The organism is Micromonospora craterilacus (genome assembly GCF_003236315.1).
Classification (GTDB): domain Bacteria; phylum Actinomycetota; class Actinomycetes; order Mycobacteriales; family Micromonosporaceae; genus Micromonospora; species Micromonospora craterilacus.
On sequence record NZ_POTY01000061.1, the window covers coordinates 1 to 16,950 of the forward strand.

General features: G+C 72.4%; 18 protein-coding genes. 9 read left to right on the forward strand and 9 right to left on the reverse strand.

From position 1 onward, the window contains the following. Positions 1-297 precede the first annotated feature (297 nt). Both C1I95_RS12180 and C1I95_RS12185 read right to left on the reverse strand, forming a co-directional pair. A complete protein-coding gene (locus C1I95_RS12180; RefSeq protein WP_233513625.1) occupies positions 298-498 on the reverse strand; it encodes a hypothetical protein in 201 nt (66 codons plus the stop codon). Then, positions 449-925, reverse strand: coding sequence for a VOC family protein (locus C1I95_RS12185; RefSeq protein ID WP_158566382.1), 477 nt, complete (start codon positions 923-925; stop codon positions 449-451). Before C1I95_RS12185 ends, C1I95_RS12180 begins: the two co-directional genes overlap by 50 nt. Positions 926-1,021: 96 nt before the next feature. Here C1I95_RS12185 and C1I95_RS12190 point away from each other — a divergent pair, with 96 nt between their 5' ends. Continuing rightward, entirely contained in the window at positions 1,022-1,672 is a 651-nt protein-coding gene (locus C1I95_RS12190; RefSeq protein ID WP_111213918.1) for an ATP-binding protein, read from the forward strand. A gap of 25 nt (positions 1,673-1,697) precedes the next feature. On the opposite strand, the gene C1I95_RS12195 is transcribed toward C1I95_RS12190, so the two are convergent. Beyond that, a complete protein-coding gene (locus tag C1I95_RS12195) occupies positions 1,698-2,012 on the reverse strand; it encodes a TraR/DksA family transcriptional regulator (RefSeq protein WP_111213919.1) in 315 nt (104 codons plus the stop codon). 453 nt (positions 2,013-2,465) lie between these two features. Here C1I95_RS12195 and C1I95_RS12200 point away from each other — a divergent pair, with 453 nt between their 5' ends. The 3 genes from C1I95_RS12200 (at position 2,466) to C1I95_RS12210 (ending at position 5,507) form a co-directional block, all read left to right on the forward strand. Continuing rightward, positions 2,466-2,849 carry an SCP2 sterol-binding domain-containing protein gene (locus tag C1I95_RS12200; RefSeq protein WP_111213920.1) on the forward strand — a complete coding sequence of 128 codons (384 nt, stop codon included), beginning with the start codon at positions 2,466-2,468 and terminating at the stop codon, positions 2,847-2,849. A gap of 5 nt (positions 2,850-2,854) precedes the next feature. Continuing rightward, on the forward strand, positions 2,855-4,930 hold the full coding sequence (locus tag C1I95_RS12205; protein WP_111213921.1) for an amylo-alpha-1,6-glucosidase: 2,076 nt from the start codon (positions 2,855-2,857) through the stop codon (positions 4,928-4,930). Between the two features lie 64 nt (positions 4,931-4,994). After that, the gene (locus C1I95_RS12210; RefSeq protein WP_111213922.1) at positions 4,995-5,507 is read left to right on the forward strand and encodes an NUDIX domain-containing protein; all 513 of its coding nucleotides are present in this window, start codon (positions 4,995-4,997) and stop codon (positions 5,505-5,507) included. A gap of 57 nt (positions 5,508-5,564) precedes the next feature. Here C1I95_RS12210 and C1I95_RS12215 read toward each other — a convergent pair whose 3' ends face one another. Further along, positions 5,565-6,815 (reverse strand): YeiH family protein, encoded by a 1,251-nt coding sequence (locus C1I95_RS12215; protein ID WP_233513626.1) that lies wholly within the window; start codon positions 6,813-6,815, stop codon positions 5,565-5,567. Then, positions 6,815-6,958, reverse strand: coding sequence for a hypothetical protein (locus C1I95_RS35785; RefSeq protein WP_199523717.1), 144 nt, complete (start codon positions 6,956-6,958; stop codon positions 6,815-6,817). The genes C1I95_RS12215 and C1I95_RS35785 overlap by 1 nt, the downstream gene beginning before the upstream one ends. Before the next feature lie 179 nt (positions 6,959-7,137). Here C1I95_RS35785 and C1I95_RS12220 point away from each other — a divergent pair, with 179 nt between their 5' ends. From C1I95_RS12220 to smpB, 3 genes are all read left to right on the forward strand, one after another. Then, positions 7,138-7,800 (forward strand): HAD family hydrolase, encoded by a 663-nt coding sequence (locus C1I95_RS12220; RefSeq protein ID WP_111213923.1) that lies wholly within the window; start codon positions 7,138-7,140, stop codon positions 7,798-7,800. A 129-nt stretch (positions 7,801-7,929) separates the two neighbouring features. After that, positions 7,930-10,242 (forward strand): hypothetical protein, encoded by a 2,313-nt coding sequence (locus C1I95_RS12225; protein WP_111213924.1) that lies wholly within the window; start codon positions 7,930-7,932, stop codon positions 10,240-10,242. A gap of 32 nt (positions 10,243-10,274) precedes the next feature. After that, positions 10,275-10,769, forward strand: coding sequence for an SsrA-binding protein SmpB (gene smpB / locus C1I95_RS12230; RefSeq protein WP_111213925.1), 495 nt, complete (start codon positions 10,275-10,277; stop codon positions 10,767-10,769). Here smpB and C1I95_RS12235 read toward each other — a convergent pair. The 3 genes from C1I95_RS12235 to C1I95_RS36340 form a co-directional block, all read right to left on the reverse strand. Next, on the reverse strand, positions 10,741-11,835 hold the full coding sequence (locus C1I95_RS12235) for a hypothetical protein (protein ID WP_111213939.1): 1,095 nt from the start codon (positions 11,833-11,835) through the stop codon (positions 10,741-10,743). The genes smpB and C1I95_RS12235 overlap by 29 nt on opposite strands. After that, entirely contained in the window at positions 11,739-12,866 is a 1,128-nt protein-coding gene (locus C1I95_RS12240; RefSeq protein ID WP_111213926.1) for a transporter substrate-binding domain-containing protein, read from the reverse strand. The genes C1I95_RS12235 and C1I95_RS12240 overlap by 97 nt, the downstream gene beginning before the upstream one ends. A 109-nt stretch (positions 12,867-12,975) precedes the next feature. Further along, positions 12,976-13,356 (reverse strand): DUF6069 family protein, encoded by a 381-nt coding sequence (locus C1I95_RS36340; RefSeq protein WP_146605701.1) that lies wholly within the window; start codon positions 13,354-13,356, stop codon positions 12,976-12,978. Positions 13,357-13,488: 132 nt separating this feature from the next. Here C1I95_RS36340 and C1I95_RS12250 point away from each other — a divergent pair, with 132 nt between their 5' ends. Together C1I95_RS12250 and C1I95_RS12255 are read left to right on the forward strand one after the other, a co-directional pair. Then, positions 13,489-14,640 (forward strand): sensor histidine kinase, encoded by a 1,152-nt coding sequence (locus tag C1I95_RS12250; RefSeq protein WP_233513627.1) that lies wholly within the window; start codon positions 13,489-13,491, stop codon positions 14,638-14,640. Beyond that, positions 14,637-15,287 (forward strand): response regulator, encoded by a 651-nt coding sequence (locus tag C1I95_RS12255; protein ID WP_111213940.1) that lies wholly within the window; start codon positions 14,637-14,639, stop codon positions 15,285-15,287. The genes C1I95_RS12250 and C1I95_RS12255 overlap by 4 nt, the downstream gene beginning before the upstream one ends. A 4-nt stretch (positions 15,288-15,291) precedes the next feature. On the opposite strand, the gene C1I95_RS12260 is transcribed toward C1I95_RS12255, so the two are convergent. Continuing rightward, positions 15,292-16,791: an FAD-binding oxidoreductase gene (locus C1I95_RS12260; RefSeq protein ID WP_146605702.1), complete on the reverse strand. Its 1,500-nt coding sequence runs from the start codon at positions 16,789-16,791 to the stop codon at positions 15,292-15,294. Between the last annotated feature and the right edge of the window lie 159 nt (positions 16,792-16,950).

The window sequence follows — 16,950 nt, forward strand, 5'->3', positions numbered from 1 at the left end:
TATGCGATCGTCGGCAGCGTCAGATGTGTATAAGATACAGGCGCATGTCCGTGCGGCGCGGCTACCCCGAAGGCTACCCGCAAAATTCTCCTTCGGAGCCGACCAGCTTCCGCCTCTCAACCCCCGCTGGCTACTGATCCGATTCAGCGACACCGACCCAGCCATCAGCCGAGGGTGATTCAGGTAGCTCCACCCGCCTCACACAGGTCCGGACGCCGAGGGCTGTGGCTAGCCAGGGGCGGCCTGATATAGAAGCTGGGCGTGGCAGCCCGCCCGGCGCTCGTGGCGTCCAGCGGCCTACGCCGCGTTCTGCTCGCCCTCCGGCCCGAACTCGGCAAGGTTCAGCTTCCCCTGATCGCCGACGCTCTTACCCTGCTCCTTCTTGTCCTGACTGGCCCGCTGATACCGCAACGCCCGCACCTCGACACCACCGGCCAGCAGCGCGTCCTTACTGTCGAACCGAACCCGTTTCCCGACCCGGCCTCCCCGCCGTACCATCGGATCGCTCCCCATCCCATCGATGCCAGTAGCTGATACGATCGACCTCAGCAGCTAACGACCCATAGGAGTGCCGGCGGAACAGGCAGAATTCGTTGCCCTCCGGATCGGCCAGCACCGTCCAGCGCGGCAGCGTACGCACCACGGTGGCCCCCGCGGCCACGGCCGCCTCCAGGTCTCCGTCCTCGATCACCAGGTCCAGGTGGATCCGGCCCATCGGCGGCAGGTCCTGGGCGGGCGCGATCCAGATGTCGGGGCCGCTGCCGGTCGGGTCGCTCAGCAGCACCGACTCGGTCGGCCCCAGCGAACGCTCGGCGAGCTTGCTACGGTCCTCGGGTGTGACGGGCAGACCGGTGATCGTGCTCCAGAAGGACGCGATCAGGTACGGGTCGTGGCAGTGGATGACGATCGCGGCGAGCTGTGGCATTTCGCCACGGTATCCGTACCCGGTCCAGGCCGGGCAGCCGGATCGTTGCCGTTCGGCAAAGGTCGCGGACGCCGCCAAAGGACGTAACCTGCCAGCATGAGCAACCTCGGCCGACCGGACGCCAGTGGCCCGAGCGGCCCGTCCCCCGGTGACGGCGAGGTGACCTCCCTGTTGTCCCAGCCCTTCACCGCGCAGACGGTGACCCCGCTGCGGCACCTGCTCGCCGCGCGGATCGCCGCCGCGGGCCTCGGCGGTGACGCGGCCGAGGATCTCGTCCTGGCCGTGCACGAGCTGGTCACCAACGCCGTGCTGCACGGCGGCGGCCATGGCCGGCTCGACCTGTTCCGGCGCGCCGACCTTCTCGTCTGCGAGGTGACCGATCACGGCTCGGGCAGCAGCGACCTGGCGGTCAACCTGCCGGCGACGAACACTCCGGGTGGCCGGGGGCTCTGGCTGGCCCACCACCTGACCGGGGCGCTGACCCTCACCCGCCGGCCCGACGGCATGACCGCCACCGTCACCGCCAGCCTGATCGCCGAGCCGGCCGCGCCGCTCGGTGTCATCGCCACACCGGGCCTGCCCGGCACCGGCCCGGGTCCGCTCGGCGCCGCCGCCCCCGCGCCGCTCGGCAGTGGCGGTGCCGCCGGGCCAACCGGTGCCGCCGGGCCAACCGGTGCCGCCGGGCCAACCGGCACCGCCGCGCCGGTTGACTCCCTCGGCGACGACGACGGGCTGCCGCACCGGTAGCGCCGGGGCGGCAGCCGGCGTCGGGTCAGCCGTTGTGCTTCTGCTGGCAGGGCACGCAGAACCGGGCGTGCGGCAGGATCTCCAGGCGCTCCCGTGGAATCGTCGTGCCGCACTTCTCGCAGCTGCCGTAGCTGCCGGCGGTCAGGCGTCGCAGCGCGCCGGAGATCTGCTCCAGGCTCTGCCGGGTGGCCGCGATCATCGCCGCGCTGGTGTGTGCCTCGGCCGGGTCGCCAGTGTCCGCCGTCAACTGGGTCAGCCGCGCCGTCTGCGCCTCGAACTCGTGCGTCAGCGTCGCCTGCAACTCGGTGAGCCATTTCTGGTCGTATGTGTCGGTGCTCATCTCGGATCCCTCTCCGGAAAATAGAAAAGGGCCGAAGCTAGTAGCTTCGCCCTTGGCCGTCCCTGATGGATGAACGGTTTCCGGAGGGCTCCGGCCGGCGGGGCTCGGCAGGCCGTGACCGGCCTGCACAGAGAGCCAACCCGGCCGGGCCGCCGCAGCGTACTGCCCGCGGGGGGCAGCCGGCACCGACGCCGCCGTGGCGACGGCGACGCGGTCCAGCAGGGCGGCGGAATGCATCGAACCACCATAGGCCCACCGGCATCGGAAACCAACGGCAATCTCCATGGCCGCGGTGGGACCGGGGCCCGCCCCCACTGCCGGAGACCACCCGTAAGCGGATCAAAGCCGCTAAGGTGACATATGCGGTGAAGCCTGGCCGCCCCTTACGCCGCCGTGCCAGGTCAGGCCGTCCGGTGCCAGCCGCCGCCGGCCACGGCCCGGAGGAGGTGTGCGATGTCGGAGGCAGTGCGCGACTTCTTCGACGATCTCACCCGCGGCGGGGGGCGGATGCTGCGCCAGGTCTCCGGCACCGTCCGCTTCGACCTGGCCGGTCCCGACGGCGTCGACCACTGGCTGGTCGCCATCGACCGGGGACAGGTCATGGTGTCCCGAGGCGGGGCGGACGACGCCGACACCGTGATCCAGACCGACGAGGCGCTCTTCCTCCGGATGGCGCGTGGCGAGCTGAAGCCGCTGCCGGCGTGGCTGCGCAACGACTTCACCGCCGACGGCGAGTTCCGGTTCGTGATCATGCTGGAACGGCTGTTCGCACCACCGCCCGGTGCGCGCCATCCCCGGGCCGTGGCCGGTCACGCCGGCCCGGCGGAGGGTCGGTAACGGCGGTGAAGAAGCTGGTCCGCATCCTCGACGGCAACATCTTCGCGCTCAGCGAGGACAACGGGGACATGGCCTTCAGCCCCACCAACCCGAGCGGCTTCTTCGCCTTCGACACCCGATTCCTGGCCACCTGGCGGCTGACCCTCGACGGGGAGCAGCTGCACCCGCTGGCCGTGCACGAGCCCAGCTACTACGAGATCCGGTTCTTCCTGGTGCCCGGCCATCCCACCCACTACGTGGACGCGAAGATCTCCGTCATCCGCGACCGGTGGATCTCGGACAGCAGCTTCACCGAACGCCTCACCGTGCTCAACCACACCGGCGAGCCGGCCGAGTACGTCCTGCGGATCGACGTGGACAGCGACTTCGCGCCGATCTACAGCGTGGTCTGGCCGCAGGCGTCGGCGCTACGCGGCTATCGGGAGGTGTCGGACGGCTGCCTGCGGCTGGGGTACCGGCGGGAGAAGTTCCACCGGGTGACGGATGTCTTCAGCAGCGAGCCGGCCCAGCTCGACGAGGGCGGGTTGACGTTCCGGATCCGGGTCGACCGGCAGGGCAAGTGGAGCACGACGCTGCAGGTCAAGTGCCTGGTGCTGCGCCCGGACGGGAAGGACGTCCGGGACCGGCTGGGGCAGCCGTACGGTCAGGGTGGGACGGCCCGGCGCCCGCCCAGCGATCTCGATGGCCAACTGCACCACGACCTGCGCCGATGGATCGCCGCCGCACCCCAGCTGAGCTGTGACTGGGCGCCGCTGACCATGACCTACCAGCGAGGGCTGGTGGATCTCGCCGGCCTGCGCTTCTCCCCGCTGGCGCTGCCCGGGGAGACGATGCCGGCGGCCGGGCTGCCCTGGTCGGCCACCATCATCGGCCGGGACAGCATCCTCACGAGCTACCAGGCGCTGCCCTTCGTCCCCGACCTGGCCGCCACGACACTGCGCATGCTCGCCGTCTTCCAGGGCTCCGTGCTCGACGACTACCGGGACGAGGAGCCCGGAAAGATGATCAACGAGCTGCGGTACGGGGAGATGGCCGCCTTCGAGGAGCGACCGCAGTCGCCGTACTACGGCGGGGCGGACGTGACCCCGCTGTTCGTGGTACTGCTCGACGAGTACGAGCGTTGGACCGGCGACGCCGCCCTGGTCCGGGACCTCGAGGAGGCGGCCCGCGCGGCGCTGCACTGGATCGACGAGTACGGCGACCTGCGCGGCGACGGCTACCTCTGGTATCACCGGCGCAACGACAAGAACGGCGCGCAGAACCATTGCTGGAAGGACTCCCCCGAGGCGATCTGCTACCGCGACGGCCGGCTGCCCGGGCTGCTCCGGGCCACCTGCGAGTTGCAGGGCTACGCGTACGACGCGAAGCGACGCGGCGCCCGGCTGGCCCGCGAACTCTGGGGCGATCCGGCGTACGCCGACCGCCTGGAGCGGGAGGCGGCGGAGCTCAAGCAGCGGTTCAACCGGGACTTCTGGATCAGCGGCGGCGAGTACTTCGCGCTGGCGCTCGGCCCCGACGGCGACTCCGTGGACGCGCTGGCCTCCAACATGGGCCACCTGCTGTGGAGCGGCATCGTGGACGAGTCCCGGGCCGCCGCGGTCGCCGGCCACCTGCTCGGGCCGCGGCTGTTCTCCGGTTGGGGGGTACGGACCCTGGCCACCGGGCAGGTCCGCTACAACCCGCTCGGCTACCACGTCGGCACGGTGTGGCCGTTCGACAACTCGCTGATCGCCGCGGGGCTGCGGCGGTACGGCTTCCGGCGGGAGGCCGGTGTGATCGCCGAGGCCGTGGTGGACGCGGCCCAGCACTTCGCCGGGCGGATGCCGGAGTCGTTCGCCGGCTACGACCGGGACCTGACCCGCTATCCGGTGCCGTACCCGGCGGCGAACAGCCCGCAGGCGTCCGCGACCGGCGCCACGTTCCTGCTGCTGCGTACCCTGCTCGGTCTGCAGCCGTACGGCGAGCACCTGGTGGTGCACCCGGAGATCCCGGAACGGTTCGGCCGGGTCGAACTGCTCGGCATCCCGGGGCGGTGGGGCCGGATGGACGCGATCGGCAACGCCCGCCTCGGGAAGCCCTGATCTTCAACCACACCGCCGCCCCGGAGGGCTGATCCGCGCCGGCTGACCGGTAACGTGCAGCGCCATGACCGGCGTGGCGTACTCGCACTGCTCGTACTGTGGCACCGCCTACCCGGCGGCGGCCGAATGGCCCCGGCTCTGCGCGGCCTGCGGCCAGACGGTCTGGCGCAACCCGCTGCCGGTCGCCGTGGCGGTGCTGCCGGTGCGTACCGCCACCGGGTTCGGCGTGGTGGTCGTCCGGCGCGACATCGAACCCGCCCGCGGGCTGCTCGCGCTGCCCGGCGGTTTCATCGAGTACGGCGAGGAGTGGCGGGACGCGCTGGTCCGCGAACTGCGGGAGGAGACGGGGTTGCTCGCCGACCCGGCCGACGCGGAGGTGGTCGCGGTGCACAGCGCGCCGGCCGGCGGCACCATGATGATCTTCGGTGAGCTGCCGGCACGCCCCGCCGCAGAGCTTCCGCCGTCGGCGCCGACGGCGGAAGCCACCGAATGGCTGGTGCTGACCGAGCCCACCGAGCTGGCGTTCTCCACCCACACCCGGGTGCTGGCCGACTTCTTCGCCCGCCACAGGAGCTGACCGGCCGCCAGGCGTGCCGACCGACCCGCCGGGCCAGCTGACCGGCGGGCCGGGGCGTCAGCTGATGGTGAACCCGGCGAACAGCACCGAGGCCAGGCCGAGCGCGAGGACCAGGTTGAACAGGGTGGCCCCGCCGAACACCGCCACCGGCCGCCACCCGGCCTGCCGTAGTGCCGCCACCCGGACCTCCAGGCCGATGCTGACGAAGGCCAGGATGAAGAACCAGACCCGCAGGTCGTTCACGACGGCGATGGTCGCCTTGCCGTCCGCGCCGGCCACGTCCAGGTACCAGGTGGCGATCACCGAGGCCGCGACGAAGCCGAGCACGAACTTCGGGAATCGCCGCCACAGCTCGCCCAGCCCCGGACGGGCCGCGCCGGCCCGGCGCTCGACGTGCAGCGCGAAGTACGCGGTGAGCGCCACCGCGACCACCCCCATCAGCGCGTTCTGGGTGACCTTGACGATGCTGGCGATCTGGAGGGCCTCCTCGCCGGCCAACGCTCCGGCGGCGGTGACCGCCGCCGTGGTGTCGATGTTGCCGCCGATCCACGCCCCGGCCACCGCCGGCTCCAGCCCGAGCAGGTCGGCCAGCCAGGGCAGCAGGAAGATCGACGGCAGCGCGAAGACGATCACCAGACTCGCCGTGTACGCGAGTTGCTCACGGCGGGCCCGCACCGCGCCGGCCGCGGCGATGGCCGCGCTGACCCCGCAGATCGACACGGCGGAGGCGAGCAGGGCGCGCAGCTTGTCCTCCAGACCGAGCCGCCCGGCCAGCCACCAGGTGAACAGGAAGACCCCGCTGATCAGCAGGACCGCCTGGGCGATCGCCGGTCCCGCGGCGCTGGCGATGACGGCCAGGTTGATCGAGGCGCCGAGCAGCACCAAGCCGGTCTTGATGAAGAACTCGGTGCGGAAGGCGGCGGCGATGCGGTCCCGCAGCCCGGTCAGCGTCACCACGAGGTTGCCCAGCAGGCCCAGCAGGATGGCGTACACCGGGTACTCGATCGCCGCCGCGATGTCCTCCAGTGCCGTGCCGGCCGCCCACTCGGGCACGTTCTGTTCGAGGTAGCGGGTCAGCGCGGCGAGGGCGATCACGACCAGCAGGCCGGCGGCCGTCCAGGCCCAGAAGGAGCCCGGGCGCGACGCCACCGCAGCGGGCGGCACGGCGGCCGGGTCGGCGGGTGCCGCCGCCGGCTCGGGGTCGGTGGCGGATGCCGGCGCGGTTTCGGTCGCGGTGGCGCCGGACGCCTTCTGCGTGTCCTCGGCCGGGGCAGCGGCCGGAGTGGGGCGGGTGGCATCGGCGGCCATCAGGGCACCAGCCCGGCGGGAATCGCGCCGATCAGGACCAGGCCGAGCAGCGCCAGGCCCAGGATCGTGGCGACCCAGTCCTCGTTGAGGGCGAACCGGCTCTCGGGCGCGGTGGGCGGGGGTAGCGGATCTCGGTTGCTCATGGGGGTTCCTTCGGGAGAGGAGGGAGACCGACGGTCCGCCAATATTCCTACCGGGAAAGTAGGATTTCAAGACCTCGCCCACGATCCGGCCCCCTGGGCCGCCGTCACGCACGGCCGCGAGGTCCCGATGATCCCCGTCTATGATCCGGTGGCAGCGCGGCCGTGACGGAGGAACGCAATTGATCGACGCCGTCTTCTTTGATGTCGGCGGGACGATTCTCGACGAGTCCCGCGAGTTCGAGACCTGGGCGGACTGGTTCGGCGTGCCACGGCACACCTTTTCGGCGGTCTTCGGTGCGGCGATCGCCCGGGGTCTGGACTGGCAGGAACCGTTCCGGGTCTTCCGGCCCGGTTTCGATCTCGCGGCCGAGCGCGAGCGCCGAGCAGCCGCCGGCAAACCGGAGTCGTTCGGTGAAGAGGATCTCTACCCCGACGCGCGACCGTGCCTGGCCTCCTTGAAGGATCAGGGTTTGTTCGTGGGCCTGGCCGGCAACCAGCCCACTCATGCCGAGACGATCCTCCGCGCTCTCGACCTCCCGGTGGACGTGATCGGCACGTCGGACGGTTGGGGCGTGGCGAAGCCGTCACCGGCCTTCTTCGAGCGGGTCGTTCGCGAAGGCGGTGGCGATGCGGCATCGATCCTGTACGTCGGCGATCGACCCGACAACGATGTACGCCCGGCCACGGAGGCCGGCATGGAGACGTGCCTGATCCGGCGCGGCCCGTGGGGTCACATTCTCGACATGCCGACCGTGTCCGAGCAGTGCCTGTTCCGCATCGATTCGCTGGACGAACTCCCGAACCTGATTGCGAAGCACAACGCCGCAGGCAGCCAGGTGTAGCAGTACAGGCGTTCGACGTGCCGCCGCGGACCGGGCAGGCGTGGCCGTCGTCGGGACGGGTAGACCAGCGACGCCGCATCGTGGGCGCCGGTCACGGGCCGGGCCGGCAGACACGTCCCGAGGAGGCCGATGACCAGTGCACCGGGGACGTCGGATGACGTCGTGGAGCTGCGGGTACACGGCGTGTCCGGCGCCGGGGCCGAGCAGGTGTTGGACCGCCCGCACAGCCACCAGGTCGCCGGGGACGCCAACGGCGGCTTCTACCGCCCGCGCCCCGGCTATCCGGATGCCGAGGGCCCGGCGGGGGTGACCCTGGAGGCGTACCGCTGGAGTGACCTGCCCTCGGGCACCCTGGTCCGGACGCTGTCGCTGGTGTTCCTGCTGCCGTTCATGCTGTGCAACGTCGCGATCTGGATGCGACCGGCCAGCCGCGGCACCTCCGGGGCAGGGCTCAAGGCGGTGTGCCGGTTGCTGGCCCTCACCCTGACCATGCTGTACGTCCTCGCCGCGATGGGGGTGGCGCTGGATCTCATCGCCTGGCGCTGCATACCGAATCCGCACTGCCTGACCGGACGTCCATGGCTGTCCTGGCTGGGCGGCCGGTCACCCGGACTGACCTTGGCGGTGCTCGCGCTGCTGCCGGCCGCTGCGCTCGGCCTGGTCTGGCGGCTCGGTGCCCGTCCCGGCCGGAACTTCGACGCCGTCCACGCGCCCACCACCGGCTCCGGGCCGCACCATCTGAGCGCGGTGGGTCAGTGGGACAGCGCGCCGGTGGTCGGCCGGCTGCGGTCGCTGCACGTCGCGGCCGGCTTCGCCACCCTCAGCATCGGCCTGCTCGCCGCCCGGATCGATTCGGGGGCGTCGGTCCTCAGCGTCACGCTCGCCGTGCTCTCCGGCGGAGTGCTGCTCGCCTGCGTCGCCCTGCTCTGCGCCCATCCGTGGATCGACACTGCGGACGCCGGCCGGTCCGGTGACCGGTTGTCCGGCGGGTTGCGCACCGCCGGCTGCGTGCTGACCGTGCTGGTACTGGTCGCGGTGGCGGTCGACCCCATGCCGTGGCGCGTGCACAACGGCCTGCCGGGCTACAGCGCGATGGTCGGCCTGCTCGTCCTCTCGCAGGCGATCCTGCTGCTCGCGCTCGGTGCGGTGGCGTTCGCCTGCCGCAGCCACCTGCGCAGCACCGCCTCCGGTTCGGGCAGCCTGGACGACGCCGGGCCGGACGACGGGCTCGAATCCGACGAACTGCGGCGCGGGCCCGGCCGCGACGGGCTCGGCGCCGGACCGCTACAGGGGTTGGGCGCCCCGGTCATCGCCGCCACCGCCACCGGTCTGGCGCTCGCGCTCTCCGCCGAGCTGGTCTACCGGGTCGCCGACCTGCTCAACCGGCGAGCCTCGGCCGACGGGGAGCGGGCCATCGGCCCGCCGCTGGGCTACAAGTGGGCCATCTTCGTGTTCCTGGTGGCCGCGGCGACCGTGCTGCTGGGGGCGGTGATCTTGACGCTGGCCAGCCGCCGCGCGCGGATGCGCACCGCTCGGGCCACCGTGGCACGCGACTTCCCGGCCGCTCCGCCGGCCGCCGGGTACCGGTTGCGCCAGGTGGAGCGGGCGGTCGCCAAGGCCCGCTTCACCGAACGCCTGGAGATACTCGCCGTGGTCTACGCCTGCGTGGTCGGCGTGGGCATGCCCACCAGCCTGCTCGGCATGCTGGAGCTGTCTCCGGGCGACGCCGTCGAACGCCTCACCGGGATACCGACCGAGGCGACCAGCTTCGGCATCCAGGTGGGCAGCTTCCTCATCGGGGTGGTGGTGGTCGCCCTGCTCGTCGGGGGCATCTTCGCCTACCGCACCGCCGAGTTCCGCCGGTACGTCGGTGTGCTGTGGGACCTGGGCACCTTCTGGCCTCGGGCGGCGCACCCCTTCGCGCCGCCCTGCTACGCCGAGCGGGCGGTGCCGGAGCTGAGCCGACGGATCACCTACCTGACCGAGCAGGGGCACGGGGTACTCCTCAGCGGGCACAGCCACGGCGCGGTGCTGCTCGCCGCAACGGTGCTCCAGTTGCCGCCCCAGGTGTGCGGTCGACTGGCCCTGCTGACGTACGGGTCACCACTGCGCCGGCTCTACAGCCGGCTGTTCCCCGCCTACGTGGACGAGGAGGTGCTGCACGAGGTGGGCAACCGGGTGAACTGGCGGTGGGTGAACCTGTGGCGCGACACCGACCCGATCGGCGGCTGGGTCTTCTCGCCGCACCGACCGGGGCGGCAACCGGTGACGCCCGGCCCGCCGGGCACCGTCGACCGACGGCTGCGCGACCCGTGGGACGTGGTCCCCTCGCCGGGCGACAGCGTCCCGCCGCCGATCATCGGACACTGGCCGGGTGAATCCGACCCGCGGTTCGAGGCCGCGGTGGTGGACCTGGCCGGACGGCTGCGGGAACCCGGCTGAGCCCGGTCCGGCCACGGACTATTCTTCGCCGGATGAGCACCTCCCGGAGCACCGAGCGGACGCTGATCGCGTCGAACCGCAGGGCCCGGCACGACTACACCGTCCTCAAGACGTACGAGGCGGGAATCGTGCTGGCCGGCACCGAGGTCAAGTCGCTGCGGGAGGGCCGCGCCTCGCTGGTGGACGCCTTCGCCCAGGAGCGCGACGGCGAGATCATGCTGTACGGCCTGCACATCGCGGAGTACGGCTACGGCACCTGGACCAACCACGCGCCCCGGCGTACCCGAAAACTGCTGTTGCGTCGGGTGGAGATCGCCCGGATCCTGGCGCAGACCCGCGAGGGCGGATTCACCCTGGTGCCGCTGTCGATGTACTTCTCCGGTGGTTGGGCCAAGGTCGAGCTGGCCCTGGCCAAGGGCCGCAAGTCGTACGACAAGCGGCAGGCCCTGGCCGCCCGCGACGCCGACCGGGAGATCGCCCGCGAGCTGGGCCGCCGACTCAAGGGCCGGTCGTCGGGGCGGGGCTGAGCCCCGGCTCCGGCGCGGAACCCTCGACCGGCACCAGCCCGGCGCAGCGCGGGTCGGGCGACCCGACCGGGCGGCGGGGCATCATCCAGTTCAGGGCGGTGTCCTCCACCGGCCAGCCGGCCACGGCCACCCGGCTGACCGGCATCGGCCCCGCGTCCGGGCACAACACCTGCCCACGGACCTCGTCGTTGGGCAGGAAGCGGACCTCGCCGGAGCGGTCCAGCACGATCGTCATCCGGTCGGTCACCGTCACCGCCTCGCCCAGGACCACCTCCCGGGTGACCGGCTCGCCGACCTCGACGGCCACCGCCGGCAGCAGCGGTACCCGCAGGAACACCACGCCCATCATCAGCGGCACCAGCGCGCCCACCGCGTAGGTCAGGGTGCGGGTCAGTGCCGGCGCAACCCGCCACGGCACCGGCCCGGTCAGCACCAGCGCGCCGGCCGGCGGCAGCGCGAGCAGCAGGGCGGTGGCCACCTCGCCGTGCCGTAGAGCCGCCCAGACGGCCGGGGCGAGCCAGGCGTAGCAGGCCGCGGCGACCACCACCGGCAGGACCAGACCGGTGGCGACCAGCAGCCCAGGCCGATCCGGGAACCGGATACGGGTACGCAGCGCGACCAGCCACAGCAGCAGCATCAACAGCGCCGGGAGGAACCGCAGCTGCCAGGTGAGCGCCGCCAGCACGGCCGTGGCCACCAGCACCCAGCCCGGCGTACGCGCGGTGGCGTACGCCAGCAGCGACCGTTCCGGATCGAACCGATCGGGGGCGCTGACCTGGAGCAGCCGGCCGAGCACGGCGGGCACCAGCACCACCAGCGGCACCGCCCAGACCAGGGCGATGAGCAGGGCGCTGAGCAGTCCCAGCGGGCTGACGTACTGCACGAGCAGCAACATCGTCGACATTTCCTGCCGGCTGAGCCGCCACAGCCGCAGCACCAGCAGCAGCACCGGGAAGGCGGGCAGCAGGGTCAGCAGCCACTGCTGCGCCTGGCGCGCGCCCGGGCGGCGGCGGGCGGGGCCGCCGGCCGTGGTCGGTGCGGGTACGGCAGGGCGAACCTCTCCCACGGCCACTGCCGCACCTCCACCATGTCCGCCGGCCCGGGCTCCGGCTGCCGGTCCACCGCCACCTGCTGCGGGTCGTTGTGCCGCTGCTCCGACCTCAGGTACCTGTCGAAGGCGGCCCGCCAGCGGTCACCGTTGGGACCGTTCGCCGACTCCCGCAGGGAGAGGTTGACCAGGTCCCGCATCGCGGGGTTGGGGCCCGTGTTGACCCCCCACAGCTCCGAGTTGTCGTCGCCGATGTCCCAGTGCCGCAACTCCTGTACGCGCTCCAGCTTGGTCATCGGCGGAAGCTCGCCGGCCGGCCGCGGGCCGACGAAGCCCGCCAGGATCGCCGCGTCGGTGGTGACCGCGTCGACCGTGCCGTCGTACAGCTCCTGGACGCACTCGCTGACCCGGTTGCGGCCGCGCGCCTGCGCCCCCATCTCGGTCAGATTCCGCTCGGAGGTCGACGTCGCGATGGTGCAGACCTTCCGCCCGGCGAGGTCACGCAGGTTGGTCACCGGACGGTCGTCCGACGCGCGGGTGATCACCGACTGCTCGGTCTCCAGGTACGGCGCGGAGAAGTTCACGCCCTGCTGCCGGCGCAGCTCGGTGATGCTGTAGGAGGCGACGACCAGGTCGACGGTGACGAACCGGCCGTCGGCGGTGCGGGCCTGCCGGCGGGCACGATCCTCGCTCTCGATGGGCAGGAACTCCACCCGCGGCGCGTCGAAGCCCAGGTCGTCGGCGATCATGTACGCGATCTCGATGTCGAAGCCTTCGAATGCGCCGTTCTCCAGTTGCTGCGACACTCCGGGCTGGTCGTCCTTGACCCCGATGAGCAGGGTCTGCTTGCCGGTCAGCCCGGCCCGCTCGCGCAACTGCTCCCGGGTCGGCGGGCCGACCGCGGCGACCACCCGGACCACCGCGACGACGACCACCACGAGCAGCAGGAGCAGCGCGACCAGACGCAGCCGCCGGGCCCGTGAGCTCCCACCCGGTCCGCCGGCCCGCTCCGGGGGCGGACCCGCGGCAGATTCGCCGTACTCGCTCATCGCCACCCCCGTCTGCCGCCCATCGCGAGCCCTCCATTGTGGCCGACCGCAGCCGGCGAGTGACACCCTGTGACGCAAGCGTGACCGACCCGGCCGGTGGAACCGGTGGTCAGCGGCCACGCCAGCGCATCCCGCCGATGACCACCGCCCCCACCGCCAGGTGCAGCAGCGCCAGACCCACCTTGGCGCCGACGGTGATCCCGGCGGTCGGCCCGGCCAGCAGCGACAGCAGCAGCACCGCGACGGCACCCACCGTCCAGACGACGCGGGCCCGGCCGGTGAGCCGTTCGAGCAGAGCCAGCAACGCCCACCCGGCCAGCGCCGAGACCGCCGCGGCGGTGAGCACCGCCGGCAACGTGACGGGCCGGACGGCGGTGCCGGTACGGGCGGCCAGCTCGATACCGGCCGTCGACCGCAGGATCGTGAACCCGGCGGCGGCGATCAGCATCGCGGCGGCCGGGACGGCGAGGCGAACCATCGTTTTCGTCATGGGTCGCAGCGTGCCGCCGGAGTCCGCCCGGCCGCGTCGGCCGACGTGCGCCGCCACCCCCTCCCCGGCGCGCCGGGAGCACCATCTTTGGTGGGTGGTGACGCCGCCCGCCGGCTCGGTAGCCTGCTGAACGTGAGCTCCGTGACCTGGGTGAACTTCCGGTCGAGGGCCGCCGCGACGGCGATTTCGGTGGCCGCGATCGGCGTGCTGGTCGGCCTGACCGTGTGGACGACGACCCGCGCGGAGTCGCCCGCGCTGGTCCGGCTCGACCTGTTGACCGCCGCGTTGTCCGTGGGCGCGACCGCGTGGATCGTGCGCCGGCCGGTCACGGGCGGTGTGCTGGCGGGTCTGCTCGCGGCGGTCTCCCCGGCGGCCACCCCGGTGGCGAGCTTCGCCGCGCTGCACGCCGCGCGTACCCGACCGTTTCGCCGGGCGGTGGTGGTGGCCGCCACCGGCGCGGCCGGGCAGGCGGTGCAGGGTCTCTGGCGCCCGGCACCCGGCCTGTCCTACGGATGGTGGCTGCTGTTGATGACCGCGGCGTACGCGGCGCTGCTCGGCTGGGGCAACTGGCTTCAGGCCCGCCGCAACCTGTTGGCCGCCCTGCGTGACCGCGCCCGCCGGGCCGAGCAGGAACAGCAGCGCCGAGTGGCCGAGGCCCGGCAGGCCGAACGCACCCGCATTGCCCGCGAGATGCACGACGTGCTCGCCCACCGGCTGTCCCTGCTCGCCGCCTACGCGGGAGCGATCGAATACCGCCCCGACTCCACACCGCAGCGGCTCACCGCGGCCGCCGCCGTCGTCCGGGACAGCGCCCACCAGGCGCTCGAGGAACTCCGTGAAGTGATCACGCTGCTGCGGCGCGACGACGATGACGACGCCGACGGCGATGCCCCGCCGACGCGGTCGCTCGCCGACGTGGCCCAGTTGGTCGAGGAGGCGCGAGCGGCCGGCCAGCCGGTCCGGGTCGACGGCGACTTCCCCACCACCGACCCGCCGCCGCAGCTCGGCGGCACCGCGTACCGGATCGTGCGGGAGGCGCTCACCAACGCGCGCAAGCACGCCCCCGGTCAGGCGGTGGACCTGACGCTCGCCGGTGCTCCCGGCTCGCGGCTGACCATCGTGGTACGCAATCAGACGGTGGCCGCCGGCCCGGCGGCGCCGGGAGCCGGGACCGGGCTGATCGGCCTGGCCGAACGAGTGGCGATCGCGGGCGGCGGGCTGACGCACGGGACCGACGCCGCCGGCCAGTTCCGGCTCTCCGCCTGGCTACCGTGGCCGGCATGACACCGATCCGGGTCCTGATCGTCGACGACGACCCGCTGGTCCGTGGCGCGCTCAGCATGATGCTCGACGGCGCGGACGGCATCGTGGTCGTCGGCGAGGCGGCCGACGCCCGGCAGGCGCTCGCCGCGGTCGACCGGCACTCGCCCGACGTGGTGCTGATGGACATCCGGATGCCCGGCATGAGCGGCATCGCCGCGACCGAACGGATCCGCCGCCGCCCCCACCCACCCGAGGTCATCGTGCTGACCACCTTCGACACCGACGATCACATCGTCCGGGCGCTGCGGGCAGGCGCCAGCGGCTTCCTGCTCAAGGACACGCCACCGCCCCGGATCACCCAGGCGGTCCGGGCCGCGTCAGCCGGTGAGCCGGTCCTCTCCCCTGCCGTGACCCGCCGACTCATGCGGCACGTCGCCTCCGGCGCCGCCGCCTACGAGCGAGCCCGCGCCACGCTCGCCGCCCTCACCCCACGCGAACGCGACGTCGTCGTCGCCATCGGCCACGGCCGCTCCAACGCCGAGATCGCCACCGAGCTGGCGATGAGCCTGACCACGGTCAAGGCGCACGTCTCGCACATCCTGACCAAACTCGACCTGACCAACCGCACCCAGGTCGCCCTGCTCGCCCACGACGCCGGCCTGGCCTGAGTCGTCAACCGGCGTACGAGTTGTACAGCTCGTTGCGGAAGACCTCCCGGGGGTCGAGGCGGCGTTTGGCCGCTACGACCCCCGCCCAGGTCGGGTACGCCCGACGGAGCTGGGCACCCGTGCCGTGCAGCCGGTACGGCAGGTAGAACGTGCCGTCGACGTCGATCGCGGCGTCGATCAGCTCCCGGGTGAGGGCCCGCATCCGGTCCTCGGCCTCGCTGGTGCCCTCCTGCCGGAAGTTCATCACCAGCCCGAAGACGTCCTGCCGGGCGTAGGCCAGTGCGGTGCGGCGGTCCTGCCGTACGTCGCGGACGGTGACGTTGAGCAGTTCCACCCGGCCACGTTCGATGATGCCCCGGGCCTTCTCGACGAAGTCCCACAGTCGTTGTTGCGGGACGAAGTACTCGTGCAGGATGTCGCGCGTCGCTGTCGACTGGTCGGCGAAGACCGCCGCCGGCTCGTTCAGGATGCTGTTGCGGCTCAGCGGCCCGGCCAGCCAGGGCGCCATCTCGCGTTCCACGCTCCAGCGCAGCATCTTGCCCAGGTCGCTGCCGGCGGAGTTGCGGAACACGGCACGTTGCAGCTCGGGCATGGCGGGGCTGGTCAGCGGCAGCACCGCGCCCCGGGTGTCGGGATCGGGGGCGAAGGCGACCAGGATGGCCTCCGCCAGGAAGTTGCGCGGGTCCACCGACAGTCGACCGTAGGCCATCTCGACCCGTGAACCCTCCGCGCGCACCTGCCTGGCGAATGTGGTCGCGTAGTCGCGGGTGGGGACGGTGGTGAAGTGCGGGCGGTACATCGCGTTGGGCCAGACATCGAGGTCGGCGTCGAGGATCAGGCCGAACATGCCGTAGCCGCCGAGCACCAGGCCGAACTGCTCCACGTTCTCCGTCGGATTGCAGGTGATCACGTCGCCGGTGGCGGTGAGCAGCCGGAGGCTGCGTACGCTGGCCGCGATCGGCGGATGGTTGGCGTGCCAGCCGTGACAGTTGACGCTCAGCGAGCCGCCCACCGTGAAGTCGTGGTTGGACTGCATCACCTTGGGTGCGAAGCCGGCCGCGTTGAGCACCGGGATGATCTCGCGCCAGGTCGCGCCGGCGCCCACGCGTACCACGCCGGCCGCGCTGTCCAGCGAGACCTCGTTCATCGGCCGGGTGTCCAGCACCCAGCCGCCCGGGAGCAGGCTCTGCCGGCCCATGGAATGGCGTACCCCGGCGATCGCCAGCGGCGGGTCCTCGCCGGCGGCGATCCGGCGCAGCAGCGGCGTGACGGCCTGGGTGGTGGCGGCCGCCGAACTCTCCGCGAAGAGGACTCCCCGCACGGCTGTCGGGTTGAGCCGGCTCGCGTCGTCGAGCAGCGCTCCGGACGGACTGGCGGCCGGGATCTCGCCCTGGCCGGCCCATCGACTCACCGCGACCGTGGCCGCGCTGCCGGTCACCAACGCGCCCGCCGCCGTTACGCCATGCGTCAGGACCTGCCGCCGCGACATCTTGAACCGTGCCACCGCCCCGCCCACCTTCCATCCGGAACCGGGCTCCTGCCCGGCGGCTCGCGCCACGGTGGGAGCGAGCCGTCGCGGCGTGTGCGCCACGACCGCGTGGAGAGGGTTTCACACCTGCTCAACCGGGGTGCCGGTGCCGGTTCCGTCGGTGCCGCGCGAATG

Excerpts from the sequence above, each read along its gene's own strand:
- C1I95_RS12180 (WP_233513625.1), bottom strand. The coding sequence starts at position 498 with ATGGTACGGCGGGGAGGCCGGGTCGGGAAACGGGTTCGGTTCGACAGT.
- C1I95_RS12185 (WP_158566382.1), bottom strand. The coding sequence starts at position 925 with ATGCCACAGCTCGCCGCGATCGTCATCCACTGCCACGACCCGTACCTG.
- C1I95_RS12190 (WP_111213918.1), top strand. The coding sequence starts at position 1,022 with ATGAGCAACCTCGGCCGACCGGACGCCAGTGGCCCGAGCGGCCCGTCC.
- C1I95_RS12195 (WP_111213919.1), bottom strand. The coding sequence starts at position 2,012 with ATGAGCACCGACACATACGACCAGAAATGGCTCACCGAGTTGCAGGCG.
- C1I95_RS12200 (WP_111213920.1), top strand. The coding sequence starts at position 2,466 with ATGTCGGAGGCAGTGCGCGACTTCTTCGACGATCTCACCCGCGGCGGG.
- C1I95_RS12210 (WP_111213922.1), top strand. The coding sequence starts at position 4,995 with ATGACCGGCGTGGCGTACTCGCACTGCTCGTACTGTGGCACCGCCTAC.
- C1I95_RS12215 (WP_233513626.1), bottom strand. The coding sequence starts at position 6,815 with ATGGCCGCCGATGCCACCCGCCCCACTCCGGCCGCTGCCCCGGCCGAG.
- C1I95_RS35785 (WP_199523717.1), bottom strand. The coding sequence starts at position 6,958 with ATGAGCAACCGAGATCCGCTACCCCCGCCCACCGCGCCCGAGAGCCGG.
- C1I95_RS12225 (WP_111213924.1), top strand. The coding sequence starts at position 7,930 with ATGACCAGTGCACCGGGGACGTCGGATGACGTCGTGGAGCTGCGGGTA.
- smpB (WP_111213925.1), top strand. The coding sequence starts at position 10,275 with ATGAGCACCTCCCGGAGCACCGAGCGGACGCTGATCGCGTCGAACCGC.
- C1I95_RS12240 (WP_111213926.1), bottom strand. The coding sequence starts at position 12,866 with ATGAGCGAGTACGGCGAATCTGCCGCGGGTCCGCCCCCGGAGCGGGCC.
- C1I95_RS36340 (WP_146605701.1), bottom strand. The coding sequence starts at position 13,356 with ATGACGAAAACGATGGTTCGCCTCGCCGTCCCGGCCGCCGCGATGCTG.
- C1I95_RS12255 (WP_111213940.1), top strand. The coding sequence starts at position 14,637 with ATGACACCGATCCGGGTCCTGATCGTCGACGACGACCCGCTGGTCCGT.